General features: G+C 38.2%; 19 protein-coding genes and 1 pseudogene. 6 read left to right on the top strand and 14 right to left on the bottom strand.

Annotated elements, in window-relative coordinates; translation table 11 throughout:
* From J3P37_RS02675 to J3P37_RS02635, 9 genes are all read right to left on the bottom strand, one after another.
* Entirely contained in the window at window positions 1-2,466 is a 2,466-nt protein-coding gene (locus J3P37_RS02675; RefSeq protein WP_256009450.1) for a TraG family conjugative transposon ATPase, read from the bottom strand.
* A gap of 279 nt (window positions 2,467-2,745) precedes the next feature.
* The gene (locus tag J3P37_RS02670) at window positions 2,746-3,057 is read right to left on the bottom strand and encodes a DUF4134 domain-containing protein (RefSeq protein WP_256009449.1); all 312 of its coding nucleotides are present in this window, start codon (window positions 3,055-3,057) and stop codon (window positions 2,746-2,748) included.
* Window positions 3,058-3,147: 90 nt separating this feature from the next.
* Entirely contained in the window at window positions 3,148-3,513 is a 366-nt protein-coding gene (locus J3P37_RS02665; protein ID WP_256009448.1) for a hypothetical protein, read from the bottom strand.
* Window positions 3,510-3,857, bottom strand: a complete 348-nt coding sequence (locus J3P37_RS02660) for a hypothetical protein (RefSeq protein ID WP_256009447.1) — start codon at window positions 3,855-3,857, stop codon at window positions 3,510-3,512. Before J3P37_RS02660 ends, J3P37_RS02665 begins: the two co-directional genes overlap by 4 nt.
* Window positions 3,854-4,489, bottom strand: a complete 636-nt coding sequence (locus tag J3P37_RS02655) for a ParA family protein (protein ID WP_256009446.1) — start codon at window positions 4,487-4,489, stop codon at window positions 3,854-3,856. Before J3P37_RS02655 ends, J3P37_RS02660 begins: the two co-directional genes overlap by 4 nt.
* Window positions 4,490-4,503: 14 nt before the next feature.
* Window positions 4,504-5,652: a relaxase/mobilization nuclease domain-containing protein gene (locus J3P37_RS02650; RefSeq protein WP_256009445.1), complete on the bottom strand. Its 1,149-nt coding sequence runs from the start codon at window positions 5,650-5,652 to the stop codon at window positions 4,504-4,506.
* Between the two features lie 3 nt (window positions 5,653-5,655).
* Window positions 5,656-6,024, bottom strand: a complete 369-nt coding sequence (locus J3P37_RS02645) for a plasmid mobilization protein (protein ID WP_256009444.1) — start codon at window positions 6,022-6,024, stop codon at window positions 5,656-5,658.
* Window positions 6,025-6,547: 523 nt separating this feature from the next.
* The gene (locus J3P37_RS02640; RefSeq protein WP_256009443.1) at window positions 6,548-7,738 is read right to left on the bottom strand and encodes a DUF8464 domain-containing protein; all 1,191 of its coding nucleotides are present in this window, start codon (window positions 7,736-7,738) and stop codon (window positions 6,548-6,550) included.
* A 40-nt stretch (window positions 7,739-7,778) separates the two neighbouring features.
* On the bottom strand, window positions 7,779-8,057 hold the full coding sequence (locus J3P37_RS02635; protein WP_256009442.1) for a hypothetical protein: 279 nt from the start codon (window positions 8,055-8,057) through the stop codon (window positions 7,779-7,781).
* 222 nt (window positions 8,058-8,279) lie between these two features.
* Here J3P37_RS02635 and J3P37_RS02630 point away from each other — a divergent pair, with 222 nt between their 5' ends.
* Genes J3P37_RS02630 through J3P37_RS02620 form a run of 3 tightly spaced genes read left to right on the top strand, consistent with a single transcriptional unit; the run spans window position 8,280 to window position 13,276 of the window.
* Window positions 8,280-11,750 (top strand): tetratricopeptide repeat protein, encoded by a 3,471-nt coding sequence (locus J3P37_RS02630; protein WP_256009441.1) that lies wholly within the window; start codon window positions 8,280-8,282, stop codon window positions 11,748-11,750.
* Entirely contained in the window at window positions 11,731-12,186 is a 456-nt protein-coding gene (locus J3P37_RS02625) for a response regulator (RefSeq protein ID WP_256009440.1), read from the top strand. Before J3P37_RS02630 ends, J3P37_RS02625 begins: the two co-directional genes overlap by 20 nt.
* A complete protein-coding gene (locus J3P37_RS02620) occupies window positions 12,179-13,276 on the top strand; it encodes a PleD family two-component system response regulator (RefSeq protein ID WP_256009439.1) in 1,098 nt (365 codons plus the stop codon). The genes J3P37_RS02625 and J3P37_RS02620 overlap by 8 nt, the downstream gene beginning before the upstream one ends.
* Window positions 13,277-13,725: 449 nt before the next feature.
* Here J3P37_RS02620 and J3P37_RS02615 read toward each other — a convergent pair whose 3' ends face one another.
* Together J3P37_RS02615 and J3P37_RS02610 are read right to left on the bottom strand one after the other, a co-directional pair.
* Complete coding sequence (locus J3P37_RS02615) at window positions 13,726-14,838, bottom strand: hypothetical protein (protein WP_256009438.1); 1,113 nt, start codon at window positions 14,836-14,838, stop codon at window positions 13,726-13,728.
* A complete protein-coding gene (locus J3P37_RS02610; RefSeq protein ID WP_256009437.1) occupies window positions 14,805-15,080 on the bottom strand; it encodes a hypothetical protein in 276 nt (91 codons plus the stop codon). The genes J3P37_RS02615 and J3P37_RS02610 overlap by 34 nt, the downstream gene beginning before the upstream one ends.
* Window positions 15,081-15,539: 459 nt before the next feature.
* On the opposite strand from J3P37_RS02610, the gene J3P37_RS02605 reads away from it, so the two are divergent.
* From J3P37_RS02605 to J3P37_RS23010, 3 genes and pseudogenes are all read left to right on the top strand, one after another.
* The gene (locus J3P37_RS02605; protein ID WP_256009436.1) at window positions 15,540-15,953 is read left to right on the top strand and encodes a hypothetical protein; all 414 of its coding nucleotides are present in this window, start codon (window positions 15,540-15,542) and stop codon (window positions 15,951-15,953) included.
* Window positions 15,954-15,971: 18 nt separating this feature from the next.
* Window positions 15,972-17,135, top strand: a pseudogene (locus J3P37_RS02600) (transposase); the annotation flags it as partial.
* Window positions 17,071-17,316, top strand: coding sequence for an ATP-binding protein (locus tag J3P37_RS23010; RefSeq protein WP_369414042.1), 246 nt, complete (start codon window positions 17,071-17,073; stop codon window positions 17,314-17,316). The pseudogene J3P37_RS02600 and the gene J3P37_RS23010, both read left to right, overlap by 65 nt.
* A gap of 530 nt (window positions 17,317-17,846) precedes the next feature.
* Here the strand turns inward: J3P37_RS23010 and J3P37_RS02590 are convergent.
* The 3 genes from J3P37_RS02590 to J3P37_RS02580 all read right to left on the bottom strand — a co-directional run bounded on the left by J3P37_RS02590 (window position 17,847) and on the right by J3P37_RS02580 (window position 22,707).
* Window positions 17,847-18,695 carry an RteC domain-containing protein gene (locus tag J3P37_RS02590; protein WP_256009435.1) on the bottom strand — a complete coding sequence of 283 codons (849 nt, stop codon included), beginning with the start codon at window positions 18,693-18,695 and terminating at the stop codon, window positions 17,847-17,849.
* A gap of 213 nt (window positions 18,696-18,908) precedes the next feature.
* A complete protein-coding gene (locus J3P37_RS02585; protein WP_256009434.1) occupies window positions 18,909-21,752 on the bottom strand; it encodes an ATP-binding response regulator in 2,844 nt (947 codons plus the stop codon).
* On the bottom strand, window positions 21,724-22,707 hold the full coding sequence (locus J3P37_RS02580; protein WP_256009433.1) for an NAD-dependent epimerase/dehydratase family protein: 984 nt from the start codon (window positions 22,705-22,707) through the stop codon (window positions 21,724-21,726). The genes J3P37_RS02585 and J3P37_RS02580 overlap by 29 nt, the downstream gene beginning before the upstream one ends.
* Window positions 22,708-22,790: the final 83 nt, after the last annotated feature.

Genomic DNA, 22,790 nt, shown 5'->3' with positions numbered 1-22,790 from the left:
TTAGGTAAAAATTTGATGACTTGAGGAGTTTATTGTTTTAACAAAGGCTGACAGGTCTAACTTACTTTGCTGAAAATCCTGGATGAATCTCGTGAGCCCCTCCTGATAAGAACTATATCTATCTACGTAACTTTCAACTGCGCTCTTCTCGGGCTTTTCCGTGGTGTAAGTAAGATATTGAAATAATGAGACCTCAATTCCATAAACCTCACCCGTGCTCCCTCTTCGAATATAAACTTCTTTAAAGCGAGCCCTTCCTTCTTTATTATCGAGCGTATTTATTGTAAAAATTTTACGCCTCTCGACTTCGGTAATTGAGAGCAATCGTGCAATCTCATCATAGCTCTCTTTGAATTTGGACTGATCCAGAAGAAAAACTGTGTCGGAGTTATTTAGAATGCTATCTTTAACTATTGTATTCCCTAAAATATCTGAAAGTTCCTGAGTAACCACTATAGCTTCTCCCCAGAACTTCCGGACCGTCTTATAGAGATAGAGAATATAGCCTGCCATCATAGGTGATGCAATAGCCTTCCAGGCTTCCTCAATGATCAATGCCTTTCGTTGATCTTTCCGACGACGCATCTTCTGAATAAAAACATCCATAATGATGAGGGTCACGATTGGAAACAGTATCTTATTCTCCTTAACTGCATCAATTTCAAATACAATAAATCGCTCTGAAAACAAGGAGCTATCAGCCGCCTCATTCAAAATTGGTTCGAATTCACCTCCCCTATAAAACTTTTTTAAAACATATCTGAACTCATCCAGATCGAAGGCTATTCTTTCTTCCTGCTTTATTATTGGGATCCGAGCTAACGCAAATTCATAAAAACTATTGAAGCTTAGCTTTACAAAACTTACTTCACGTTTTGGAGGATTGAAAAAGTTAGAATAATAAGAACTAATCAGATTAGAGATAACATCCCGTTCGACCGAACTCAGCTGGCCATCTACTCCCTTCCAGAGCAATCCAATTAACGTACATAAAAAATCCTTCTTCTCAATATTATACTCCTCCTCCTCGATTTGGAAAGGATTCATCGTGATTGGTTTTTCGTCAGTATAGGTGATGTATTTCCCAGCAAAATAGTCGCATAGACCTGAATAGGAATGACCAGTATCCACAATAACTACATCGGTATTGTAATACATGTACTGTTCAACAAAGGCATTCATTAGGAAGCTTTTTCCAGACCCTGAAGGACCTAATACAAATCGGTTCCTGTTATTGATGCGATTAGTATTAATCGGAAAATCAGAAGGATCAATACCTACGGGAACTCCTTGCCTATCAGTAAAATGTATCAAAAAATTTGAAGGATCATCTTTCACTAACGACTCCTTAAAGAAAAAACAAAGAGCAGCTTCGGGAGTAGTTAAGAACCAATCGTAATGCTTTAGTTCAATTGCATTGCCGGGCAGAAAAGCCCGAAATAATTCAAGCTGATTATAGGCATTGCTCGAAGGTATTATGCCCTGTTGGAAAAGAGCACTTTCAACAAAATTTGCGGCTTTATCAATAAATTCAGGGGCAGCCGATATAAGTATAGAAAAATGAGCATTTACCAATATCTGGCTTTCTCTCGCCAAATCTTCCAAAAGACTTTCTATGTCTTTTACGCAAAAAGCGTTTGCCGGATCAGGAACACCAGAATGACGTTTCTTTTTAAGTTCCAGGTTATTAATAGTAAGCTGTTGAGGAGGAACTTCTATAAGCTGGTTGTAGATCACCACTTCCGTTTCAGGCATCCTGAAAAGACACTCCAAATTGTCCATCGGAAATTCTTTCAAGTTCCTGTTTTCTTTATTGAATATGTACGGACTCACTTTTTCGGGAAGGTCTACCGTTTCAGTATCGACTAGACTAATAATCCTTGTTGAAACGTCCCCGATCTGAAGTTGCCTTTCACCTGACCTAATATTATTTAAAGAAAGGGTTTCCCGTGAGAACTTCATTCCCAACAATTGTATTACAAAAAGATTAATCTCTTCTTTCTTAAGTAATGAAGATGAAATGCCTCCAATGTTTAGAATGTCGGTAATCTTTGCAATAACTTCCAGAAAGTCCAACAAGTGATTCTTGTTAAAAACATAGAAAGCGCTTTTCTTTACCTGGCGTGTGATGGTAAAATAGGTACTTAGAGCTGTATACTTTCGCCCCTGGAAATGTTCGTTATACTTTTGCTTCAAAAACTCTATTGAAGGTTTTGGACAGAATTCTTTTCTAATGAAAACGTCTTGTTTTTGGATGATAAAGCCTTCTCCTAAAATCTTAACCACGTTCAACAATATGTTATGATAGGAATTGTAGGCTTCCGCATCAGCTCCATATTGAAGTACAGGATTTTCAATTTTTAGCACTACTGAATAATCGCCCCTCTTGCTATACAATATTGCCACTCCATCGAGCTCATCGATTCCGGCATATGGGATTTCGAACAGCTTCTTTTTTCGTTTCATAACTAATCTTTAATTTGTTTCCATAGATAAATATTCCGGGTTTTCGGCTCTTTGAGTAAAGACCTCGTTTCTGTGAATAATATGTAGTCACTAACCCGCCTGCTATAAGTGAAATAGTTAATACAGCTCCAGCATACATATTGAAAACAGCTACCGTAACACCCCCAAGAACTAATCCCAGAACAAGCGAAGCTATTCCCCAAACGATAAATCGACCTTTAAAACCTCGAAAAATAAGGGGCTTCTGCAGCCCCTTATAAATGGGATACTTTCCGGCCATTACACTCCAAAGAATGCTTTAATGACCACAGAAACCAACACCAGGAATAAACATGAACCACCCCATGACATGATTTCCTTGTTGATGTCCTGATCTCCCGAGTTCCATTTAATATAAACTCGCACTCCACCAATCAATCCCACTACCGCACCAATAGCGAGAATTAAAGATGAAACAGGGTCTACGTAACTGGTTAAGGAGGAAGTAGCCGCATTAATTCCTGTTGAACCACCGCCTTGAGCAAAGGCATTTGAAGTTGCTATTGAGAGCATAGCAATTCCAGTAAAAAGCTTGTTGTACTTTCTTTTCATAAAAAGTAATTAAGGGTTGAAAAATTAGAGGCAGATACCTCCAGTGAATTTTATAGTGCGGGTATTACTTAGGGTGGTTGTTATTTATTATTAACTGAAGGATATCGGACGAGTCTTATGGATCATATCGGCTTTGACTAGCATGAATATATCCTTCATTACTGTCCCTCCTGTTGATTCAATTTTTAGATAGGGCAGAGAATCCAAGGTAGCCTGAGGTGCTTCTATGGCTGCTACCGTTTCTTCTTTTATTTCTGTAATTGCTGATTGTGACTCAACCACCTCTTGTACCACGGGAACGAGTGTGGGAACAACATCATCGGCAAAGAACAAGGTATCGTCTACCCTCGCTGATTTCCTCCAGCCTCTGGTTTTAATAATATCAATACATATATTAATAGCATAGTAAAATAGGTAGAGCGCCGAAACATTGATTAGAAATTTTGACCAATTCATAATTCTATAGTTTTAAGTGATTCTTTAATGTAGGCAGTAAGTTCAGGCTTACTTTCCAGGAAGGATTTGATAAAAAAGGCAATAGCCTTATTCATATCAATTCCCTTTTGAACCTTTAGCTGCTTTAAAACAAAAACTGTTCTTTCATCCAGTCGGATAAGTATCTTTTCGGTTCCCGTAAGCTGATATTCATCCAACGACTGAAACAGAATTGCCAGATCTCCGTTTACAGCTCCTTGAGATCTGGTATTTTTTCTGGCCTTCGAGGGTTTTAGCTTTTCAGTTGGATTGCCACTTTTAAGACTTTCTCTCAACTCATCAGCAAGACTTTTTATTCCCGTCATACCTCCTCCTCTTTCATCAGATATTGATCATAAATAAGATCCAGTATAGGCATTATGACCGGCGCCAATCCAAGAGGAATATGATTGATGGTAATCCTTTGAAAATCTATCCTATCCGGTATAGCCGGTGTTACCGCACCAAATGTTTGAAGCAACTTATCGACCTCTACCTTGGTCTCATATTTCACAAGCGGCTTAAGACGGTTTGGAATAAATACCAGCGCTGGTTTACTGTTAATTTTCTTAATCACCATACTAAAAAGCACGGTAGAATCAACGGAAAACTCATCATAGGAGAATGGGCAAATAATCAATTCAGCAGCATGAAATATGGGTATTAATTCATCATCATCCATTTTCCCTGGCAGATCCAGCAACACTAATTCCGATGGCTTGCTTTGCATCAATCTGTACATTTCAGGAAAATGGGATAGATCTGCAGGTACAACATCATAGCTTGGCTGTTGAAAGGACTCCTTTTCCTTCTCCGCCTTACCTGCTATCGATTGCTGATAGTCCATATCCACGACTGTTACTTTCCGGTTCCTGATTTGGCTTAAATAATTAGCCAAAAGCAGAGTTAAGGTACTCTTCCCTGCTCCACCTTTCTGGTTTCCAATTAATATTATCATATGAGTTTGATTGATTATCGGGACCTTCCCCCTCTTAATTTCTTCCTTTGCTGCCGGTAGATAATCGCATCATCAGCATCGGGTGTAATTTGAATAGCCAGGAGGTCCGAAACGTTGAGGAATGTATTATCCTGTTCCAGAGTAAAACTATCTGTATTCTTAAAAGAATTACGGGTATTAGCTTTAGTAGTCGGCGCTGTTTGTTCAGTTAAACCAGCTTCTGACAATGCATTAGTAAATACAGCTAATGGCATTACCAATCCTCCTTTCAGCACTTGTTGGTTACGATGATCTATAATAGTATAACCGTAGGGAGGCTGCTTTCCCTTGTGATGAAATATAATTTCAAGTGAAAGTTTTTCCTCCAACGCTTGGCTAAATGGAGAGTAATATTTAACGGCAGGATTCTTCTGATGAGGATTTATTGTTTGAATAACCTTCTGCTGTAACTTCCGATCATAAACTTCTGCATACTTATACAACATCGCTTTAAGCTGCTGCAACCGGTTTTCGTTAACCCGATAAGAGAGAATCTTTCTATCAATAATTGAAGTTTGGATCTCTGCCTGCTTTCTACCATACTTTAATATCTGATACAGTTCTTTCTCTTTAGAAACCTTATAGCCTTTTAATTCTAGGAGCATCTTGAATTGCGCATGAGTCGAAAAGCTGTATTTTAACGCTTGCTGCAAGTGCTTTTTAGCCTGTAGGTCTTGCTGCTTGCCGAGAATTTTATGTAAGATTTCATAGGATCTTATCTTCTCAAATGAATCTGAAATTTTCTTCCCATCTCTTCCAACCCTGGTACTTACCATATGAATATGGTTATTGGCCGTGTCCTTGTGAAAAATTAAGAGATAAGGATTTTCTCCGTATCCCATTTCTCTTAGCCATTGTTCAGCAATAGACAGCAGCTCTTCTTTCGACTTTTCCTTGCCTTTACATGATAACACTGCGTGCAACTGAGGGTATTTGACTTTGGTATTTCCTGCAGAATAAGTCTTTAAATAGTTGATATAATCCTGAGGCTTCAGCTTCTCGATGCCCTGTAATGCACCGAAATTGGCGACCTTCAGCAACTCACCTTTTTCCTTTTCAACCTTGTTTGTGTTATAGCGAACGCCATTGAAAGTAGCAGATCGACTAAGGATCTTTATAATCATCTATCAAATATTTCCCATCAGACGAATAAGGTTTCTCATCAACTTTTCAATCTCCTTCTGTTGTCTGAGGTGATTAGAAAGCAGCTTGTTAAACTCCTCGACAGTTGAAGCAGGAATCAACCCAAGCTTATTCAAAGCATTTGTGTGTTTTGCTAGCTGATTTATATTATTCCCGGACCGACCCATTTCTGTACCGATCTTATCCATTTGCGCCAATAGCTCTCGCCCCTGGACCAATACCTTTCCCGAATCCTGTAGCACTCTACGCCGAACTAATTCCGTCTTGCTTATACCCAGCTCCCTCTCCAATTTCAAAAGTTGCAGGTGCTCGTCTTCTGTGAGGCGAAGCTCAAAACGTTTAATCTTGTTCATTAGCAAATTCTATCGGCTTTCAAGGAGTTGCGAGCTATTTCCTACGGGAGCTGGGCGAAAGGAAAATTGAGTTAAGAGTAATTGGAGTCAGATTTTGAGAGAAATCTGTACGGACAAAGACACAACTTGCAATTAAAAAAATTCAAAATCAGCCCAGGTTAATTAGAGATAAAACTCTTCTTATTTTGCTGTTTGGGAAATGTATACATGTAGATAGTAATCTAGTTGAATAACCACTTGGACAGATAGAGCTATAGGAAAATAGCTGGATAAAACAGTAAGCAGATAGACCGCTATTCATATAGTTGTTTATTCAGCTTGTTCGATAGAAGACTAACGGAAAAACTAACTATTCATATAGCCAACAGTTGAAGTATCCACCTAAATCTTTACCAAGATTTATAAATAGAAACATATTTAAATAGATATATAACTCAATAAAAAAAGCTATTCAGCTATCCATATATTCAACTTAGAAACTAAACCTATAGGTATCTAAAGGATTAGATACCTATAGGTTTAGCTATCTACAGAATCCAACCTTCAATTTAGCCATGAATGGCTCCCTTGGCTCCTGAAGTTTCTCCTGTACCTGGTTCTCGGCTTGAATTTTTTGGTTGTAATCCTGATATCCATAGTAAACATTTGAACAATCAGTAGCTGCAGGGACAGCAGTTAAAAACTTTTTGGTAGCCTCGCGGCCTGCTGTGTCAAAATCAAAGTAAATCGAAATACTCTGATACGATTTCGTACGCCGAATTGCTGCTTCCAAAAGTGCAATGGAGTTAAGAACTAGGATACTATCATTCGCTCCCCGGTTTTCAAACTTCCAGCTAAGAAAATCCATGTACCCTTCAAATATGTGGATATGGTCGCCAAAACCAGGGATCAAAGTTAAACCCTTCCGCCCCAAACACCCTTTAAAGTAGGGATTTCGGACCTCCCATCCCCCGTTCTCATTCTGCCACCCTGCTGAAAAGAAATGCTTCCGTTGTTTCTTCTCATTTTCCACATAGTAGTAAACTTCCTTCAAACCGAAGCCAACCTCCCAAACCCCTCGTTGCTTCAAATATTTAGTGATGGAATAATTATTCCCCAGGTTCTTCACTTCCTGCACTTCATAATTCTGCACTTTCTTTGGGAGGCGAGGTCTGGAAAATTGCGGTAGAGTTTTCCTAACCGCAATATCTTCTGAAATCCCCGAAAGATCTGCAAGACGTTGAAGTACTACATGGAATTCTGTTGGCGTCCAGAGTTTCATGCAAAGATCAATTACATTCCCCCCTTCGCCGGACCCATGATCGTACCATACGCCCAGGTGATCATTCACTGTAAACGATGGCATTGTATCTGACTTTCTAAGCATCGATAAATAAAAATGCTCTTTTCCTGATTTCTTTACCGGCTGAAAGCCCAATCTCGAAAGTAGCCACACAATCGATATTTGATCTTTAATCTCCTTAGCATCAATAAAATTTTTCATAGCATGATTATGTCTTTTATTATTTTGCAGCCGGGGGAGATGAGGAATAGAAACGAAAAAGGGGCTTTCGCCCCAGATATATTGGTAGATAACCTCTGATTCCAATATCAAATTTTCGGGATTACTCACGTCAGTTCGTACGAACCGGGCCATTGCCTGCCAATGCGTTTTCGGTAAATCTTTTTGATCTCCTTCGCAAAATTTCCGGTTCCTCACCGGATAATGCTTCATCCCCAGATGTCAAAGAACTAGTGAAAAGGCAAAGCCTTTCCTATCTTTCCGCCACAGGCAGATAAGTTATTCGGTTGCTGGAATGCGCAATGGCTTCCAACTTAGACCGGTCAATACATTTATAGAGAACTTTGCCATTTGCAGAACGCAAGTGGATGAGACCTTCTTGAACCCAACGATCTACATTAGATCTTCCAAAAAGTCTGTATGCTTCAGATTTACTTATCTGATCTGCTAAAACACCAGCTTGTGTCAGGGCTTTTGCAGCTCCGATGGTTGTGGTGTTTTTGAGGATAGATGTTAGATCTGATAGATTCATAATTCTCCATCGCTGTTTTTCGGTGGCGACGGAGCAAAGGTGGGGAGAAGCTGAAAGCCATTTTGGTGTCTTGTTGGGTGGAGACTAAAATTTAAGATTTTATTTTTTCTTAATACTACTATTTAATTAAATTGACCTGATTTAAGTCACCCATTGCAAATTTCAGATATAAGTGAATGTTATTATTGCTGAATTTGCACGAAAACCAAGAGAAAAAGAGTAATGACTGTAGACGAATATAAGAAATTATTATTTCATCCCAAGACGGACAAACACCAATTGGTGTCGCATCTTAAGGCGGAGAATGATTTTAACAAGATTGTTAAAATTTATAAACATATTTCAAAGTTACCCTTCATTAAATCTCTATTAGCTTCTAACATTAATCCAAAAACTTATAATCAAATTAGAGTTAGTAAGGGAATCCCACCTTCTGGTAGCTTTATTGGAGAGGTTACATGGAATCTTATCGTATTTGAGCAATATGCAGATCTGCTAAGAGACTTTACCCAATCAAAAGAAAACTTTGAGCGTGAACTACTTTTAGCTAATTATGAAAAAGCAGAACAATTGCTCAACAAAATTGACCTAAAATTTGGAAAATCTCTTTGGCTCATTGAAAACCTCCTAATTCTTAAAGAATTAAAAGACGGGGTAAATGAGAACTGGAACGTGTTGAGCCAGCTTTCGATAACGATTCAAAATCCGCTAATTCTCTTTTTTCTTGAAAATTTAAGTAAAAAAGCTGAGTCCAAAATATCTTATTTCAGATACAAAAATATATTTAACAACCAGGTTGATGAGGCTCTATTGCCGTTACCAATCGTTGAATATCTTTTTTTCAGACTCAATTACAACGGTTATGCAGATTATACACATTATGAATCAATAGTCGCATTTGAGAACGAATGGACTTTAATCGACAAATATTTACATGTTAGAGATGTTATCATAGACATATTTAGCAGAAATAGAGTAGCTGAAAAAGATCTGCTTTTACCTGTAATCGAAAAGCTTACTGAATTATTTCCAGATGATAGTCAACTTAATCAAATAAAGGCACTCGATGATCCAAGATACATCAATCGGCTAACGATCTCCTCTGATCTTGAAAATCTTATTGACCAGTATACGCTCGGGAACTTCGATTATTGCATCGAACATGGATTAAGTTACTTGCTAAAAGAACCTACTATAATAGAGGCATATGAGATTTACGCTAAGTCATTAGTCGAAAAAGGAATAGTATTTCCTGACCTTCCAGCAACACCTTTAATTCAAGGAATTATTGAAATTTTTTACAAGGCCCTGATATGTGATATTGACTTCGAACAAGTAATGGACTCTGCCTTAAAGCTGTCAACAACTTTTGGCTCTTGCAGTTGGGCAAAGCAGCTCTTAAGCTTCGTTAAATCTGCATCATTAACACAAGATTCAAAGAATTCAATTTCGATAGCATATATAATTAATTCTCAAGTCCGAAATCCGAGAATTCTTAATTTCTCTTCCCCGACAAAGATCCAAGAATACCACTTCTACATTACAGATAGCAGTCAGAATAAATTAGAAACTTCTACTACATTAATCAAAAACATTTTACAAGGAAATTGTGAAGAAATTGTTGCATCTAATTCGTATGATAAATTAAGGAAACAGGTCTATGTGGGGCGAGCATTAATCAATGCCAATCATCTACCGGAGGCGAAGGCTCACTATGAGAATCTAATTTCGAGGGACGAAATTTCCATATCAACGAAGGAAGAAGCCTTGTCAAATCTTTTCAATTGCTACCTTCATCTTGAAGATTTAGAAAATGCCTGTAAACTATACGTCAGCTACTTTTTGAACAATCCTCAAATTACTAAAAGGTTAGATAAGGAAAGGCTTTTAGCTGCCCTGGAAAAAGAGGGTATTGAAACTTTAGGACATTTAATTGAAATACCGATATTTTATAAAATTACCTCTAGCGATCCATATCAACAGTATGTAGCTTATGATACCTATTTGGAAGGCCTAGAAATAACCCGCCCGAGCCAACTAATCGAGCAGAAAAAAAAGTTTTCTCCGAAAGACTTATTTTTTTTATCTGAAGTTTGTTCGACTGAAATCATGCACTACTCTTATCACTTCATTGGAACGGACGATTTAGAGGATGAACGATTGTTTATTTTAAACAACCTTATTGCAGTTGACTTTCAAAACGAGGATAAATATATTAAGGAACTCTCCGAACTAAACCAAAATGCTCAAATTCGCCGAGCTATTAGGGAGGTTAATAAAGGTCGCATTTCAGTTAACATCCAGCAATTAAGAAATGCTGAAACAGCGAATTTAAAAGAGGCCTTCGCTAGGTTTAAAGAAATTGAATCCTTTAGCAAAAACCGTCCGGTTGTTGGAATTGATTCTTCTATCAACTTATTTTCTGAGATAAATCAAAGTGAGGATTCTCAAAACAAAATCGTTTACACAAGTGACCCTGCGTTTATTTCCTTCAAAGTTATTCTACTTGAGTTACGTGACAAATTTATTCTAAGTAAGGAATTCGGATTAGATGGCTACCTAAGCACGAGAATAAGACATGGGACCTTATTAAACCATATTAGAAGTATTTTTGAAGCCGAGAATATCATTTCACAACGAGATAAAGAGGGTAATTATTTAGAGAACGATCTTTGGAATATACAAATGCCTCATTATATTTCAGATAAAGGAAGTGAAATCCAGAAAGCTATAAAAAGGTTTTCTCGAGCTATCGACGAGTACACCGACTACATTATCCGCGAGTTACTTCAAGTCAAGACCGAAAAATACAACAAGAAGCCCAACGCTCTTTTTGACTATAGCCTTGGAAATCAAGAAATCGGTTCGTTATTTACGGTAGCACGGGAAGATGTGAAAGAATACAACTTTTTCATTAGCTGGCTCCTTGACTTTTTGCAAAAATTCACCGAAAAAGTCTTATCTAAAATTCGAGATACTTTTAATAATGAAATCAAGAACAACTTCAATCAAATATTACAGGACTTCAATACGGAGGTGAAGGAGATAATTGGAAACACTCCTTATCCTGAATTAACCACTTCGATCAATCTATGTGGAACACGACTTCAAAATGAACTCAGGAGCATTTCAGAGTGGTTTTACTTGTCCAGTACTAGTAAAGATTTGGAACTCGACATTCGCGTGCTGATTCAGACGGCAATTCAGATTACCAACGCGATTTACCCGAATTATCAATTAAATCCTAAAATCGTTGAAAAATATGATCCTCCATTAGTTGGTACTATTCATTTGATCTACATATGCAGAATACTTTTGGACAACATAATAAAGCACGCACAGCTAATTTCTAGTGAGCTGAATGTTGAAATTGACTGTGAGCTGGAACATCCAGATCTATTAAAATTGACATTTAGGAATAATCTTTCAGCAGACCTTAATAAGCAGTTATTAATTAATAAATTGATTCAGGTTAAAGAAAAATGGAAAAATGAGTCCAATGATTTTGAAAACGTCAATATTGAAGGAGATAGTGGCTTCGATAAAATCAGGAGAATTATTGTTGTAGACCTAGCGTGCGAGAATTATAGTTTTGACTTTAGTATTGATAAAAATGTGCTCTCTATTTCCATATCAATCGATTTCATAAATGTTTTAGAGTTTAATGAAGATCATGAAAATTTTATTAATTGAAGATGACGAAAAGAAAACGGAGGATATCCGAGAGTTTGTCACGAAAAGTCGATGTGTTTCGAAATTTGAAGTGAAAGAATCTTATCAAAGTGGAATTAAGGAACTATTGCGAGAGAGGTATGACCTTCTATTATTGGATATGAGTATCCCAACTTTTGATAAAAGTTTAGAAGAATCCGGGGGATACTACGAAAAGTTTGGGGGGTACAAAGTACTTAAGGAGGTCTCAAGAAAAAAGAAGGCGATAAAGACCGTGTTAATAACAATGTTTGATGATTTTGGTGAGAGTGATGAATCGGTAACTTTAAATCAAATTGATGCCTCGTTAAAACAAGAATTCCCGGATTTTTTTCTTGGATCAGTATTTTACCACGCAACTGAGAATAAGTGGCAAGAAGAATTAAACAAGATAATTACTATTAATTCTAATGATTAAAGTTCTAATCGTTGATGACAGCAATGATAAAATAGCAAAGGTTATTAAAACTCTTCGGGAAGTGGCCGACAATATTAAAGCTGAGGTTGTGATTGATCTAATCGGCGCTCAAAAAAATTTGCTGAAATCACAATATGATCTCCTAATACTCGATATGAACCTCCCAGTGAGACAGGGAGAATCCCCAAGTACTAATAACGGTAAAAACTTATTATTAGAAATTACACGTAAGAAAACTTTTTTCTCTCCAAGATATATCGCTTTTCTTACACAGTACCCGGAAGAATGTCAAGGCTTGAGCACGGTATGGCCAATTATAAAATACACAGCAGATTCTGATGCCTGGACAACTCCCGTTGTCGAATACTTAACTCATATAAAAAAGACCAAGATACATGAGTTGCAAGAAATTAAAATTCAACCAGCTATTTACCTAGAAGGCAAAACTGATGAAGCTATTATTTTAGAAGCAATAAAACTGCATAGACCGGAACTACTAGAAAAGGTAGAGTTGAAGTCTGAAAAAAGCGGAGGGGCAAGCTGGGTTGCAAGACAAGTTATAGCTTGGTCTCACATGCTCCACAGAACCGACAAAGGAGAAGAAATAAAAAGTGTTGGATTATTTGATGGAGACAATGCAGGAGCCCAAGCGATCGAAGAAATAAACAGAGTGGTAAAATTGAATTCAGCAGAAGGTCGTACCTTTAAAACATTCAAGCTTTCTGCAACTTATGCTAGACATTTAATTCCGATTAAGCAAAAAGGTATTGACCTCCCTGTTTGTTTGGAGGAAATGTTCCCCTTTGAACAATGGAAGTTTGCTGAGGCGCAAGGGTGGGTTGAACAGCGAAATAACGGAGATCATCTTCTTTCTGATCCCAAACAGTGGAACAAATATACAACTACTTTGATCGACCACTTCAACAATTTAGGTTTGACTTCAGAGGAGAAGGTTTTTCTAAATTGTTTCAAACTTGAAAGCAAAGAAAAATTTGCCGAATACCTTTTAAACCTAAATGAAACTAGTAAAATTAAAGCATTTCAATCATTCAAAACGTTGATTGAAGATTTTAACAATTTTCTTTTTTGAGAGTAATATTGGAAATTTTAGTGATTCTGCCCCAGTACTGGGAATACTGCTGCCATATCTGGTTTTAGCGTTCCAAATGTTCAGAGAGGTAAGTATGTTCCACTACGCTTTTCCGGCAGCATTTCTATTGGCCAAATGGCCTTCGTCTTGAATCGTCAGGATTCACGAGTTGCAAAGCGTTCTTTTTTTGAAAGCAAAAGAACGTTGTTATTAAAAGTATTATGGTATTAAGTTCCTCGAACTACCGGACAAATGATTTAGAACTCAAGTGCCAGAAGCCCACTTAACATCAAACTACCGGACAATCTCATTTAAATTTTACTTCCACATCTCCCCTTATCAAACTACTGTACATCACCATCAATTTAACGTACATTAATATCAAAAAACCGAACAAGCAAATCAAAATACAAGACATGCAACTCGAAAAGCCGGACAAGCAAATCAAACTAACGGACATCTATTAGTCGATTAACAAATGACTCCGCTTGAACTAAATCTCTTGCAACAGCAGCAGAAAGCGCTTTAGAGTAAATCTGATAATATACAGTAACCAAAACATTAGCTTTCGATGCTATGTCCACACCCCGACTTGTCAGCCAGCACTGAAAAGGATCTTTCTCGTCTGGCAATCCTATTTTCTGGTGAGCTTTCTGAAAAACGAGAAACATCGCTTCAATCAACCGGCAATAAAAGTTATGTTCTTTTATTAACATAGTCTTCGAGAGACCACCTATGAAAGTCAGTGTAACCATATAACTATCTCGTCCGGTTGGAGTTCGAAAAGTAAACTCAAAAGGAAAGCTACCTTGCGTCTGGAGGTAAGTAAGGGTTCGAATTAGGTTCTGTTTCTTGTGATGGGGCTGTGCATCATTAATATTAGCTAAATAACAAAGCCTATCCAGCGGGATTACGATAGAATTCGTATTATTAACTGAAGTTAATACGTGATTAATTTTTGAAAGGTAAAGCAGTAGGCGCTTTCGGCCGTCGCCTCCCCTACCTTTGCCTACCTTCCGGTAGCATTCTGTGTTTACTGTATAGTAGCGATATAAAAATCCTGTTAGCAATTCATCTGACAGCCGAACATCATATACCTTCTGCTCCTTAGCTTTCCGGTTGAAATTCAGCTTCAGATCCTTTAGTATGGGGAAGTTTTGCATGTGGATCACCTGTCCATTACCCTTTACTTCGTACTTAGTAGAAAAAATAATATTTCTCTCCATCATGCTATACAAAGCAAAGTCAAAAACGGTCGAGAACTCAAAACCTTCAATTTTAGGAGGTTTCCGATCACCTCCAGTGAAATCAGGATGAATAATGGCTAACTCTTGCCTTCGGCGCCCTGTCGCATGACAATATTCCTGAAGGGTAAACCGGGTGTACCCAAACAAGTCTGTTTTGAACTTGCTGGTAATGAAAATAATAAAGTCTTGCACAATGCCAGCCTGACTCCCGAAGGAACGTTCAATATCTTTAATATTATCCGCGACTGCCCTGTCTATTCTACTAATGTTAGGATCAATCATCACAGATATCTCAAGAGTATTTTTGCCCTGCATATTGCTTCTAGTTCCATGCGATCAATTCGCCATGCCGCAGAATCGCTACCATCTTTACGGGGAGTAATCAAACCTCTCTCAATCCACAATTCTACATTCGCTCTTCCATAAATCCGAAAAGCCTCTGACTTCTTAAGGTATGGTTTAACTTTACCTACCTTGGTTAATGCACATAGGGCCCCCATTTCTGAAGCATGTTGCAAAAGCAGCTCCAAATGAAAACTTGATATTTCAATATTCATAGGTAATAACTGTAAGCCTGTTGGTTTAAAGGCAAATCTTAAAAAGAGGTATAGATATATTAGGTGGCGAAATGGGTGGACACCAATTTTTTATATAAAGAAAGCATCGCAAAAAGAAAACGCCATATCGGCCTTGAATTATGGAATCACAGGTGGGCATTCACCTACCTCTTCAAATAAGAGCTCCAGCTCCTCTTCAAAAAATTCACGGTCTTTTCCACTGTCAGGGGCTACCACTACTTTCGCCGTAATTATAAGGAAACGATACAAGCTGTAAACGGAAAATAACAATGTACACGCTTCGGAAAATAAGGATGTACATGATCGGAAAATAAGAATGTACAAATTCTGAGAAATCGGAAAATAAAGATGCATGATTAATTTCTATTGCGGAGCATGCTCCGCAATAGAAAAACGCCACTTTCGCGGCAGATTTAATTTTAAGTTAACTGCCCAAAAATGGATAAAAAAACCATTAATCAATGGATCATATATCATCAAATTCAAAAAATGTTAGTGGAGGGCTCAACCTTCACAGAAGTGGCCAACTATCTTGGCCTGGATCGCAGAACGGTAAAGAAATACGCCGAAATGAGTCAGCAGGAATATGAAGAGTTCCTGTTGGGAATGGATAATCGGCGAAAGCTTCTGGCTCCCTATGTAAGCTTTGTTAGAGACAAGCTGCAAGCGCTACCTTCAGCCAGTAGTGCTCAGATCCACGATTGGCTCAAGGAACATCATCCTGATTTTGCAGCCAACAGTCCCCGCACCGTTTATAACTTCGTGATGTGGGTACGTCAGAAGTACCAGATCATCGTCGAAGAAAAAGTAAGAGATTATTTCAGGGTAGAAGAGTTACCTTACGGAGCATAGGCACAGGCAGACTTTGGGCAGTATATTCTTAGAGGCAATGAAGGCAGGAAGAAGGTATACTTCTTCAGTATGGTGCTCTCAGCCAGTCGTTATAAGTATGTTTATTTCTCGGAACGTCCCTTTACCACTAAAACAGCTATCCAGGCACATGAGGCAGCATTTGAGTACTTTAAGGGACTTCCCAAAGAAATCGTTTATGACCAGGACCGGCTTTTTCTGGTGGATGAAAACCTGGGCAACCTGCTGCTTACCAAAGACTTCAAGGAGTACATCTTTGAGCGGGATTACCAGCCTTACTTCTGCCGTAAGAATGATCCGGAGAGCAAGGGAAAGATTGAGAATGTGATTGGCTACATCAAAAAGAACTTCCTTTACGGAAGGCTCTACCATGATCTTGATATTCTGCAAAGAGAAGCCCTGGCCTGGCTGGAACGAACCGGAAATGCCATGGTACATGGTACTACAGGAGAAGTTCCAATGGAGGAATCGCGACTGGAAAGAGCACATCTTCAGTCCTGGGCACCTATTGGCCTGATGCCAGACTATATCACCGGAATGGTATTGAAAGACAACATGTTCAATTATCAGGGAAACACCTATTCCTTACCCCAGGGAACCTATTCTGCAAGAGGATGTTCAGTTAAGCTTCGGCTGGATGAGAATGGCTCACTGGCTGTCTATGACCAGAATGAGCAACTGCTTTGCAAGCATCAAATTCCGCATGGCAGAGGGAATACGATCATTAATACCGATCATAAACGGGATAAAAGCAGCAGTATACGGGAGCTAATGCGCCAGATAGCCAGCATGTTTGAGGACCAGCAGCAAGCAACCCTGTTTCTGGAGAAAGTACGTGACCAGAAGCCCCGCTACGTGAGGGATCAGCTTTTATCCATACGGGATTCCGCTGGTGGGCATGACCATTCAGCCTTGAGGGCAGCGCTAAAAGAATGCACGGGCCGGGAACTATTTGATGCCATCGCTTTCCGGGAAGTGTTACGCCAGATCAAAGGCAGCACAGAAATATACCCAAAGGAAGCTGTAATCAAGCTCCTGGACCCTGCCAATCTGAAAAAAGCAGCTTTGCAAAGCTCATCTGATTATCATCGACGATATCATGATGATCTCCAATTCAAAGATAGAGGCAAACCTGTTCTTGAACTTTGTAAACGGCTTACATGAAAAGGCATCTTTTGTGATCACCACCAATAAATCTCTAAAGCAATGGGTGGAGGTAATGGGTGATGAGGTAATCACAACTGCGCTTTTAGACAGACTTTTGTATCGCTGCGAAATCATTCAGCTCGCTGGAGAAAGGTACAGGATGCAGAATAGAAAATCAATTTTTGAAACTTCAAGTTAACACCCTACCTTTGCCTTAAATCGAGCATCCTTATTTGCCGATTCTCTCTTATCAGATCAAGCAGGATGTACATCCTTATTTGCCATTAAATGTACATTGCTAATTTCCGATGACATACAAGCCCAGTACTCCCAGTTGCTTAAATCTTTACATTGTAAAAAACGTTAAACTTCATAATTGGAAAATTTGTACCAAAGTCGAAGAAGTTGAGAAAAATGAGAAATTAAGTTTTCAACGATGAGATAGGTTGTAACAAATACAGAAAGCTTTAAATAGAAACAAAAGCTTGTAAACAACCCTTAGAATCTCCTATTTCATGTATTGAAGTCTTTGCCAAGCCTGCGCTCAACATATCCCAAAGATAATCTCGATAGTAAGGTAGGGAAATATTGTTAAAAAGATCTTGGCTCGCTCTTGCAAGTGTGGTTCTAGGCTGCTCGTCCCTTTCTATTATAACCCAGGCGGCTTCTCAATTGTTTTGGGGAAAGAGGCTGCAAAAACAGCCTCTTTTAATTTGATTAATAGCTCAGCTACTTCTTCAAATCTAACTCTCCGTCAATTCTTTGCAAAATCGCTTCCTGCATTTTGTCCAGATGCCTAGTATGGCTTTCTCTCTTCCTTTGTGCTATTTCTGTCCAACGCCTGTGTGCTCTTCCTATCTTCACCTGAAACGAGTCCTCCAAAAACCTTACAATTTCTGAAATACCCGCATTTCCGTTATTGAATTGGCCGGTTAGCCAAATTCCATAAGCAATTTCTACAAGATTAATTGAATCTCCAGTCCACTTTAGGCTTGTCCTGGAATCGCCAGAAGACAATGCCGTTTGATTAGGAGTCTGAAGATTGTGAAGCTTACTAACTATGGTTAATCTTACTTTCTCATAAGCGATAAACTTTGCAAAATGATAATCTAGGCTAGTTGAAAAATCAGGATCGCTTTCAGGTATCTCAAGAGTAAGATTGACAGGCTTAACATTCCTTAAAAAATAGCTATGGTCTAACTCGGTAAAACCTAGTTTGTAGTATTGGTAATAAAAGGAGTACGCTTGAAAGAAGCGCTGTATATACTGTAACTCCGCTTCAAGAAAACCATCCACTGTTTCCGATTTACCCAAGGGCAGGTCCGAGTTTAAAGCATGTAACTCTACTACATAAATTTTATCAGAATAAAATTCAGGCTTTACATGCTTGAAAAACTGTATCTCTTCCTCCACATTCGGGAAACCAGCCTTCGCAATGATTTTCAAATGATCTAGGTTTTTCTGTACTAAATCCAGAGACCCTCGCAGTTTTTGAGTAGGATTAGCGTTTGCATTCTGAATTAGGTTTAGCTCGTCGCGTTGTTGTTCGAGCAAAAAGTCGTAAGGTTGTTGTAACATGTCTTAAATAGGTTTGACTTGCATAGCCGGTTAACTGGCGTTTATTCTCACTCTGCTAACAACAAATGTGAAGGAATTCCACATTTGTGTAAATACGCAAACCTCTGTATTTTCATACGTAAACACTACGTAGACCATTACGAAACCTAATAATCAACACAATAGAAGCAATACGTAAAACAACGTAGGGATATACATAACCTTACGTACTGCCTACAGGCTACCCTGAAGCTTCTTTATCATCTCGAGTCGCCCAGAAACATCCAGCTTTTGATAAATATTATGAAAATGAGTAGTAACAGTACGCTCTGCAATATTTAATTTATCAGCAATTTCAAAACTATTTAATCCATCCATCACTAGAACTGCAATTTCTACCTCGCGCTTAGTAAGGCGATATTTTGTACAATTCTCCTCGAACCGGTCGTAATACCGATCCTGTAAAGTTGATGGTTCCCCAGCAAGTTGAGCTCTTGCCGGAATGGAAATCTTACTGATAATGGCCTCAATCTTGAGCCTTAATTCACCAAAGGAGTATGGTTTATTAATGAAATCTACTGCCCCCAGCTGCAAACCTTTCAGTTTGTCAATTGCTGTATTCTTGGCTGTGAGGAATATAATAGGTATATGAGCTAATCTTTTATTTTCTGACAAAACCTTCGCAAATTCATATCCGTCCATTCTGTCCATCATAATATCAGAAACAATTAGGCTTGGTAGAGCCTCGAGTCCCTGCAAAGTTTTTATAGCTTCCACTCCGTTTGAAGCCGTATGTACGTTATACTCTAGGCTTAGCTTATTATTAAGATAATTCAGCATCAAAACATTATCTTCCACAACTAACAAATTGTGACGATCCTTTTTATGCTCTTGAATGCTAATTTTCAAATTATCCAATAATGGTTCTGAAATTGATCCCGCAGCAATTCTCTCAGAACCTTTAGCTCTTACAGGTGCTTCTACAGAATAAGGTAAAGAAACAGTCACAGTTGTTCCCGCATAGGATGCTGGATTACTATCGATGGCAATTTCCCCCCTTAAACTATCGATCACTTTTTTAACAATTGGTAACCCCAACCCCATTCCTTGAAAACTTTCCTTTTCATGATTGATCTGGTAATAGGGCTCAAATATTTTTTTTTGTAGCTTTCGAGGAATCCCTCTTCCTGTATCCTTAACCGTAAACTCCACCCGGTCTCCAACTTTCAGCAGCAGTACCGAGACCAACCCTTCGTCAAATGAATACTTTATGCCATTATCAATGAGATTGTTAATCAATCTATTCAAAGCAATTGGGTCGGCGGTTATGAAAATATTGGGTTCTATATGTGAGTCGAATCTTAAATTCCGCTTCTTCAGGTAGGGTTCGAAAAGCAACCAGCTTTCCTGCAAAATCTCACTAAAGTTACACTCTTTGTCATGCTTATAAATTTCTAGCCCTCGATTGTAACGTTCAATATCAAAAAGTGCGGTCATGTCCATAGTGAATTTATTTACGGCAGCTTTTATGATCTCGAGCTCTTCAACGCTTCCATATTTTTCGATGTATTCTTCAAGATAATTATTAGCAATTGTTAACGGTGTTCTGGTTTCATGTACCAGATTCACAAAAGTGTTTCTTTGCAGCTCATTTGCCTTTTCTAACTGCTGTGTACGCTCAGCAACTTTCAGTGTCAACGTTTCATTAAGATCATGGATTCGGTCATTGCTCTCTTGTAGATCTTTCACAAGCCTTTCTGCTTGTTCCGCGCGGGCTATAGCATTCTTCTGCTGCATCATAAGAGAATCAAACAGCTTTATTCGTTCTAGCTGATCACTCTTATTTGTTTTTGAAAAAAGCAATATCTGATCCCAAACTTTCCACAAGTTCCGGGCTGAGTTCTTATTTACATAATTAATCCCAAATAAGTTATAGGGAGCATTGAACACTTCACCCTTTTCAACTACAATTCCTGATCTTGGATTTATGGTATCGTAGATGCTATAACTATCGAAAAGCGTTTCATCAACTAAATACACGACAATCCCATCTCTCGATGATATCAAATTATCTAGTTCTCCCTTGTTGACCTGATCTAATTCAACGGGAGAAGTATAATCGTAAATATCCGAGTACTTGTGAAATTTGTAGCTAGCCAGCAGCTTACCCGTTAATTTCGAAGAGGATGAGAAATTAGCATTAACTCCCTTGCGTTTCAATAGCGCCTTATGGGCTAGTTGCTTTCCGTTTACAAAAATCGGTTCAGTTACACCATTTCCAACAGTTACCTTTAAACCTAAATAAGAGTAATCTGCAGTAAGTACTTTGAATAGATCGTATTGATAATAATAAGGCTTTATGTTTCCGAAAACGCCTCTGTTCTTTCTTGCCACCAAACCTGCAAGGGTACCAAAGACTTGAAATTCGTGATCGAAATGAATATCTCTGCTTAAGCCGAAATTATTGATATATTTTGTCTGAATAAGAGTTTCAAAACCTTTATCCAACACTTGAGTAGTAACAGGACGCATAATCATATCGTAATTCATCTTCCTGATCTCCAAATGCATCAACTCAAGACATGATCTTAGATTAACAAGACTTAACCGGATGTTAGCAGTATTAAGGAGGTTATTATTAAGTAAATAAGTGCTTTTACTAATATTAAATATTGTTCTAGGATTTAAATTGCCGTATAATTGCCTCGCTTTCATGGCACAAAGATTAAAGGCTCCCAAATCCACCCACCGGGAACCATTTCGAAGGAAGGCTTTAGTGTAACGTCGGTTATACCGTTCAAGTTCCTGGTAAATTTCTTCATCAAGTCCGTGGCTCTCTGCAGCAACAGAATCACAAATATTAATGATATTCACACTGTTAGTTTGCCTGTCAGGATTCAATCCTCTAACAAAAACATCTTTTGTGATGTCAATTTCGTCTTCATTGACTTCATGAATATCCTTCACAACTACAAACCTCTGTTGAATATCAATTTTTAGATCTGAAAAGGAATAATTGCTTTGTTCGGGATAATTTGTTCTAATAAAGTTAAGAATTGCTTCGTCGCTTAATATCATTGTCAACTACTTCTTTCAGGGATAGATTAAATGGAGGAATTTTATAATTCAGCTCTTGTTGAGCTTTGGTTGAGTCTATAAAAGTAAAATGATTACCGGTGATAAAATTATCGCGAGTTAATATATTCTTTTTAAAAAGCGGGTTCAGGAAGCAATCATTAGCAATGCTTAAAGCATTTAAAACATTGTTCCTGATAACTTTTGTCTGCCTATAGTCCAACTTCTTAAAGCTTGCGAATACATCAATGAACGTCAAGTTGTTACCACCCAAATTAAATATCGCATGTACTTCTCTTGTCAATAATAAATCAATTCCAGAGACATAAGCCTTTGCAACTTCATCGCGAAGAGCAAAGCTTGCCCCCCCCTTTAGTTCCGCCACAAAGCCTTTCTTATAGAACTTGTAAAGTTTCGTAAGTGTAGAAATCAATGTGCCAGGCCGAAAAATTATGTAAGGAATTTCAGAAGCCTGAACAATTTGGTCCGCTAGAAACTTTGATTTTGCATATTCACCTTTATAAACTTGTTCTAAAGAATCCCCCTCCTTGAATATAACCGGATTAGAGGAACTTCCATAAGCAATAGCGGAGCTGGAATGAATAAGTGGTTTCTTGAACTTGTTACAGGCTGATATTATGCTTTTTATACCTTCAACGTTAAGCTTATGCAAACGCCGCTTATCATTTTTCAAATAAGAAACTAAGCCGCTACAGTTTACCACAACATCGGCCCAACTAAACGGTAAAGTCAAATCATCTTTTAAAATATCAGCGATGAAATTTTGGCAACCTAGATCAAGGAGTGGCTTACGCACTAACAACCTAACTTCATACTTATGCTTTTCTTTAAGGAGTTGATCAAGAACGCTACTTCCAAGTTTTCCAGTAGCACCTATTAATAATACTTTAGGTTTAAGTCCAGCTGATGGCCCAGCTAACTTGTTTTCTGCATTCATGGTAAAGGATAGATTCAAAGCAAAAATATGAGAAAAATCATAAGAACACATTTCACAGAGTTTTCTTAGAATAAATAAAAGGG

It is taken from the genome of Desertivirga xinjiangensis (assembly GCF_024436435.1).
GTDB classification, from domain to species: domain Bacteria; phylum Bacteroidota; class Bacteroidia; order Sphingobacteriales; family Sphingobacteriaceae; genus Desertivirga; species Desertivirga xinjiangensis.
Note: the sequence above shows the minus strand (reverse complement) of the source record. Positions and strands in the feature narration are given on the sequence as shown.

What these genes read in the sequence shown, in the direction of transcription:
- J3P37_RS02580 (WP_256009433.1), bottom strand. Translation starts at nt 22,707, where the DNA reads ATGAATGCAGAAAACAAGTTAGCTGGGCCATCAGCTGGACTTAAACCT.
- J3P37_RS02605 (WP_256009436.1), top strand. Translation starts at nt 15,540, where the DNA reads ATGGATAAAAAAACCATTAATCAATGGATCATATATCATCAAATTCAA.
- J3P37_RS02640 (WP_256009443.1), bottom strand. Translation starts at nt 7,738, where the DNA reads ATGAAGCATTATCCGGTGAGGAACCGGAAATTTTGCGAAGGAGATCAA.
- J3P37_RS02625 (WP_256009440.1), top strand. Translation starts at nt 11,731, where the DNA reads ATGAAAATTTTATTAATTGAAGATGACGAAAAGAAAACGGAGGATATC.
- J3P37_RS02585 (WP_256009434.1), bottom strand. Translation starts at nt 21,752, where the DNA reads ATGATATTAAGCGACGAAGCAATTCTTAACTTTATTAGAACAAATTAT.
- J3P37_RS02675 (WP_256009450.1), bottom strand. Translation starts at nt 2,466, where the DNA reads ATGAAACGAAAAAAGAAGCTGTTCGAAATCCCATATGCCGGAATCGAT.
- J3P37_RS02660 (WP_256009447.1), bottom strand. Translation starts at nt 3,857, where the DNA reads ATGACGGGAATAAAAAGTCTTGCTGATGAGTTGAGAGAAAGTCTTAAA.
- J3P37_RS02620 (WP_256009439.1), top strand. Translation starts at nt 12,179, where the DNA reads ATGATTAAAGTTCTAATCGTTGATGACAGCAATGATAAAATAGCAAAG.
- J3P37_RS02655 (WP_256009446.1), bottom strand. Translation starts at nt 4,489, where the DNA reads ATGATAATATTAATTGGAAACCAGAAAGGTGGAGCAGGGAAGAGTACC.
- J3P37_RS02670 (WP_256009449.1), bottom strand. Translation starts at nt 3,057, where the DNA reads ATGAAAAGAAAGTACAACAAGCTTTTTACTGGAATTGCTATGCTCTCA.
- J3P37_RS02665 (WP_256009448.1), bottom strand. Translation starts at nt 3,513, where the DNA reads ATGAATTGGTCAAAATTTCTAATCAATGTTTCGGCGCTCTACCTATTT.
- J3P37_RS02650 (WP_256009445.1), bottom strand. Translation starts at nt 5,652, where the DNA reads ATGATTATAAAGATCCTTAGTCGATCTGCTACTTTCAATGGCGTTCGC.
- J3P37_RS02590 (WP_256009435.1), bottom strand. Translation starts at nt 18,695, where the DNA reads ATGTTACAACAACCTTACGACTTTTTGCTCGAACAACAACGCGACGAG.
- J3P37_RS02630 (WP_256009441.1), top strand. Translation starts at nt 8,280, where the DNA reads ATGACTGTAGACGAATATAAGAAATTATTATTTCATCCCAAGACGGAC.
- J3P37_RS23010 (WP_369414042.1), top strand. Translation starts at nt 17,071, where the DNA reads ATGATGATCTCCAATTCAAAGATAGAGGCAAACCTGTTCTTGAACTTT.
- J3P37_RS02615 (WP_256009438.1), bottom strand. Translation starts at nt 14,838, where the DNA reads ATGCAGGGCAAAAATACTCTTGAGATATCTGTGATGATTGATCCTAAC.
- J3P37_RS02610 (WP_256009437.1), bottom strand. Translation starts at nt 15,080, where the DNA reads ATGAATATTGAAATATCAAGTTTTCATTTGGAGCTGCTTTTGCAACAT.
- J3P37_RS02645 (WP_256009444.1), bottom strand. Translation starts at nt 6,024, where the DNA reads ATGAACAAGATTAAACGTTTTGAGCTTCGCCTCACAGAAGACGAGCAC.
- J3P37_RS02635 (WP_256009442.1), bottom strand. Translation starts at nt 8,057, where the DNA reads ATGAATCTATCAGATCTAACATCTATCCTCAAAAACACCACAACCATC.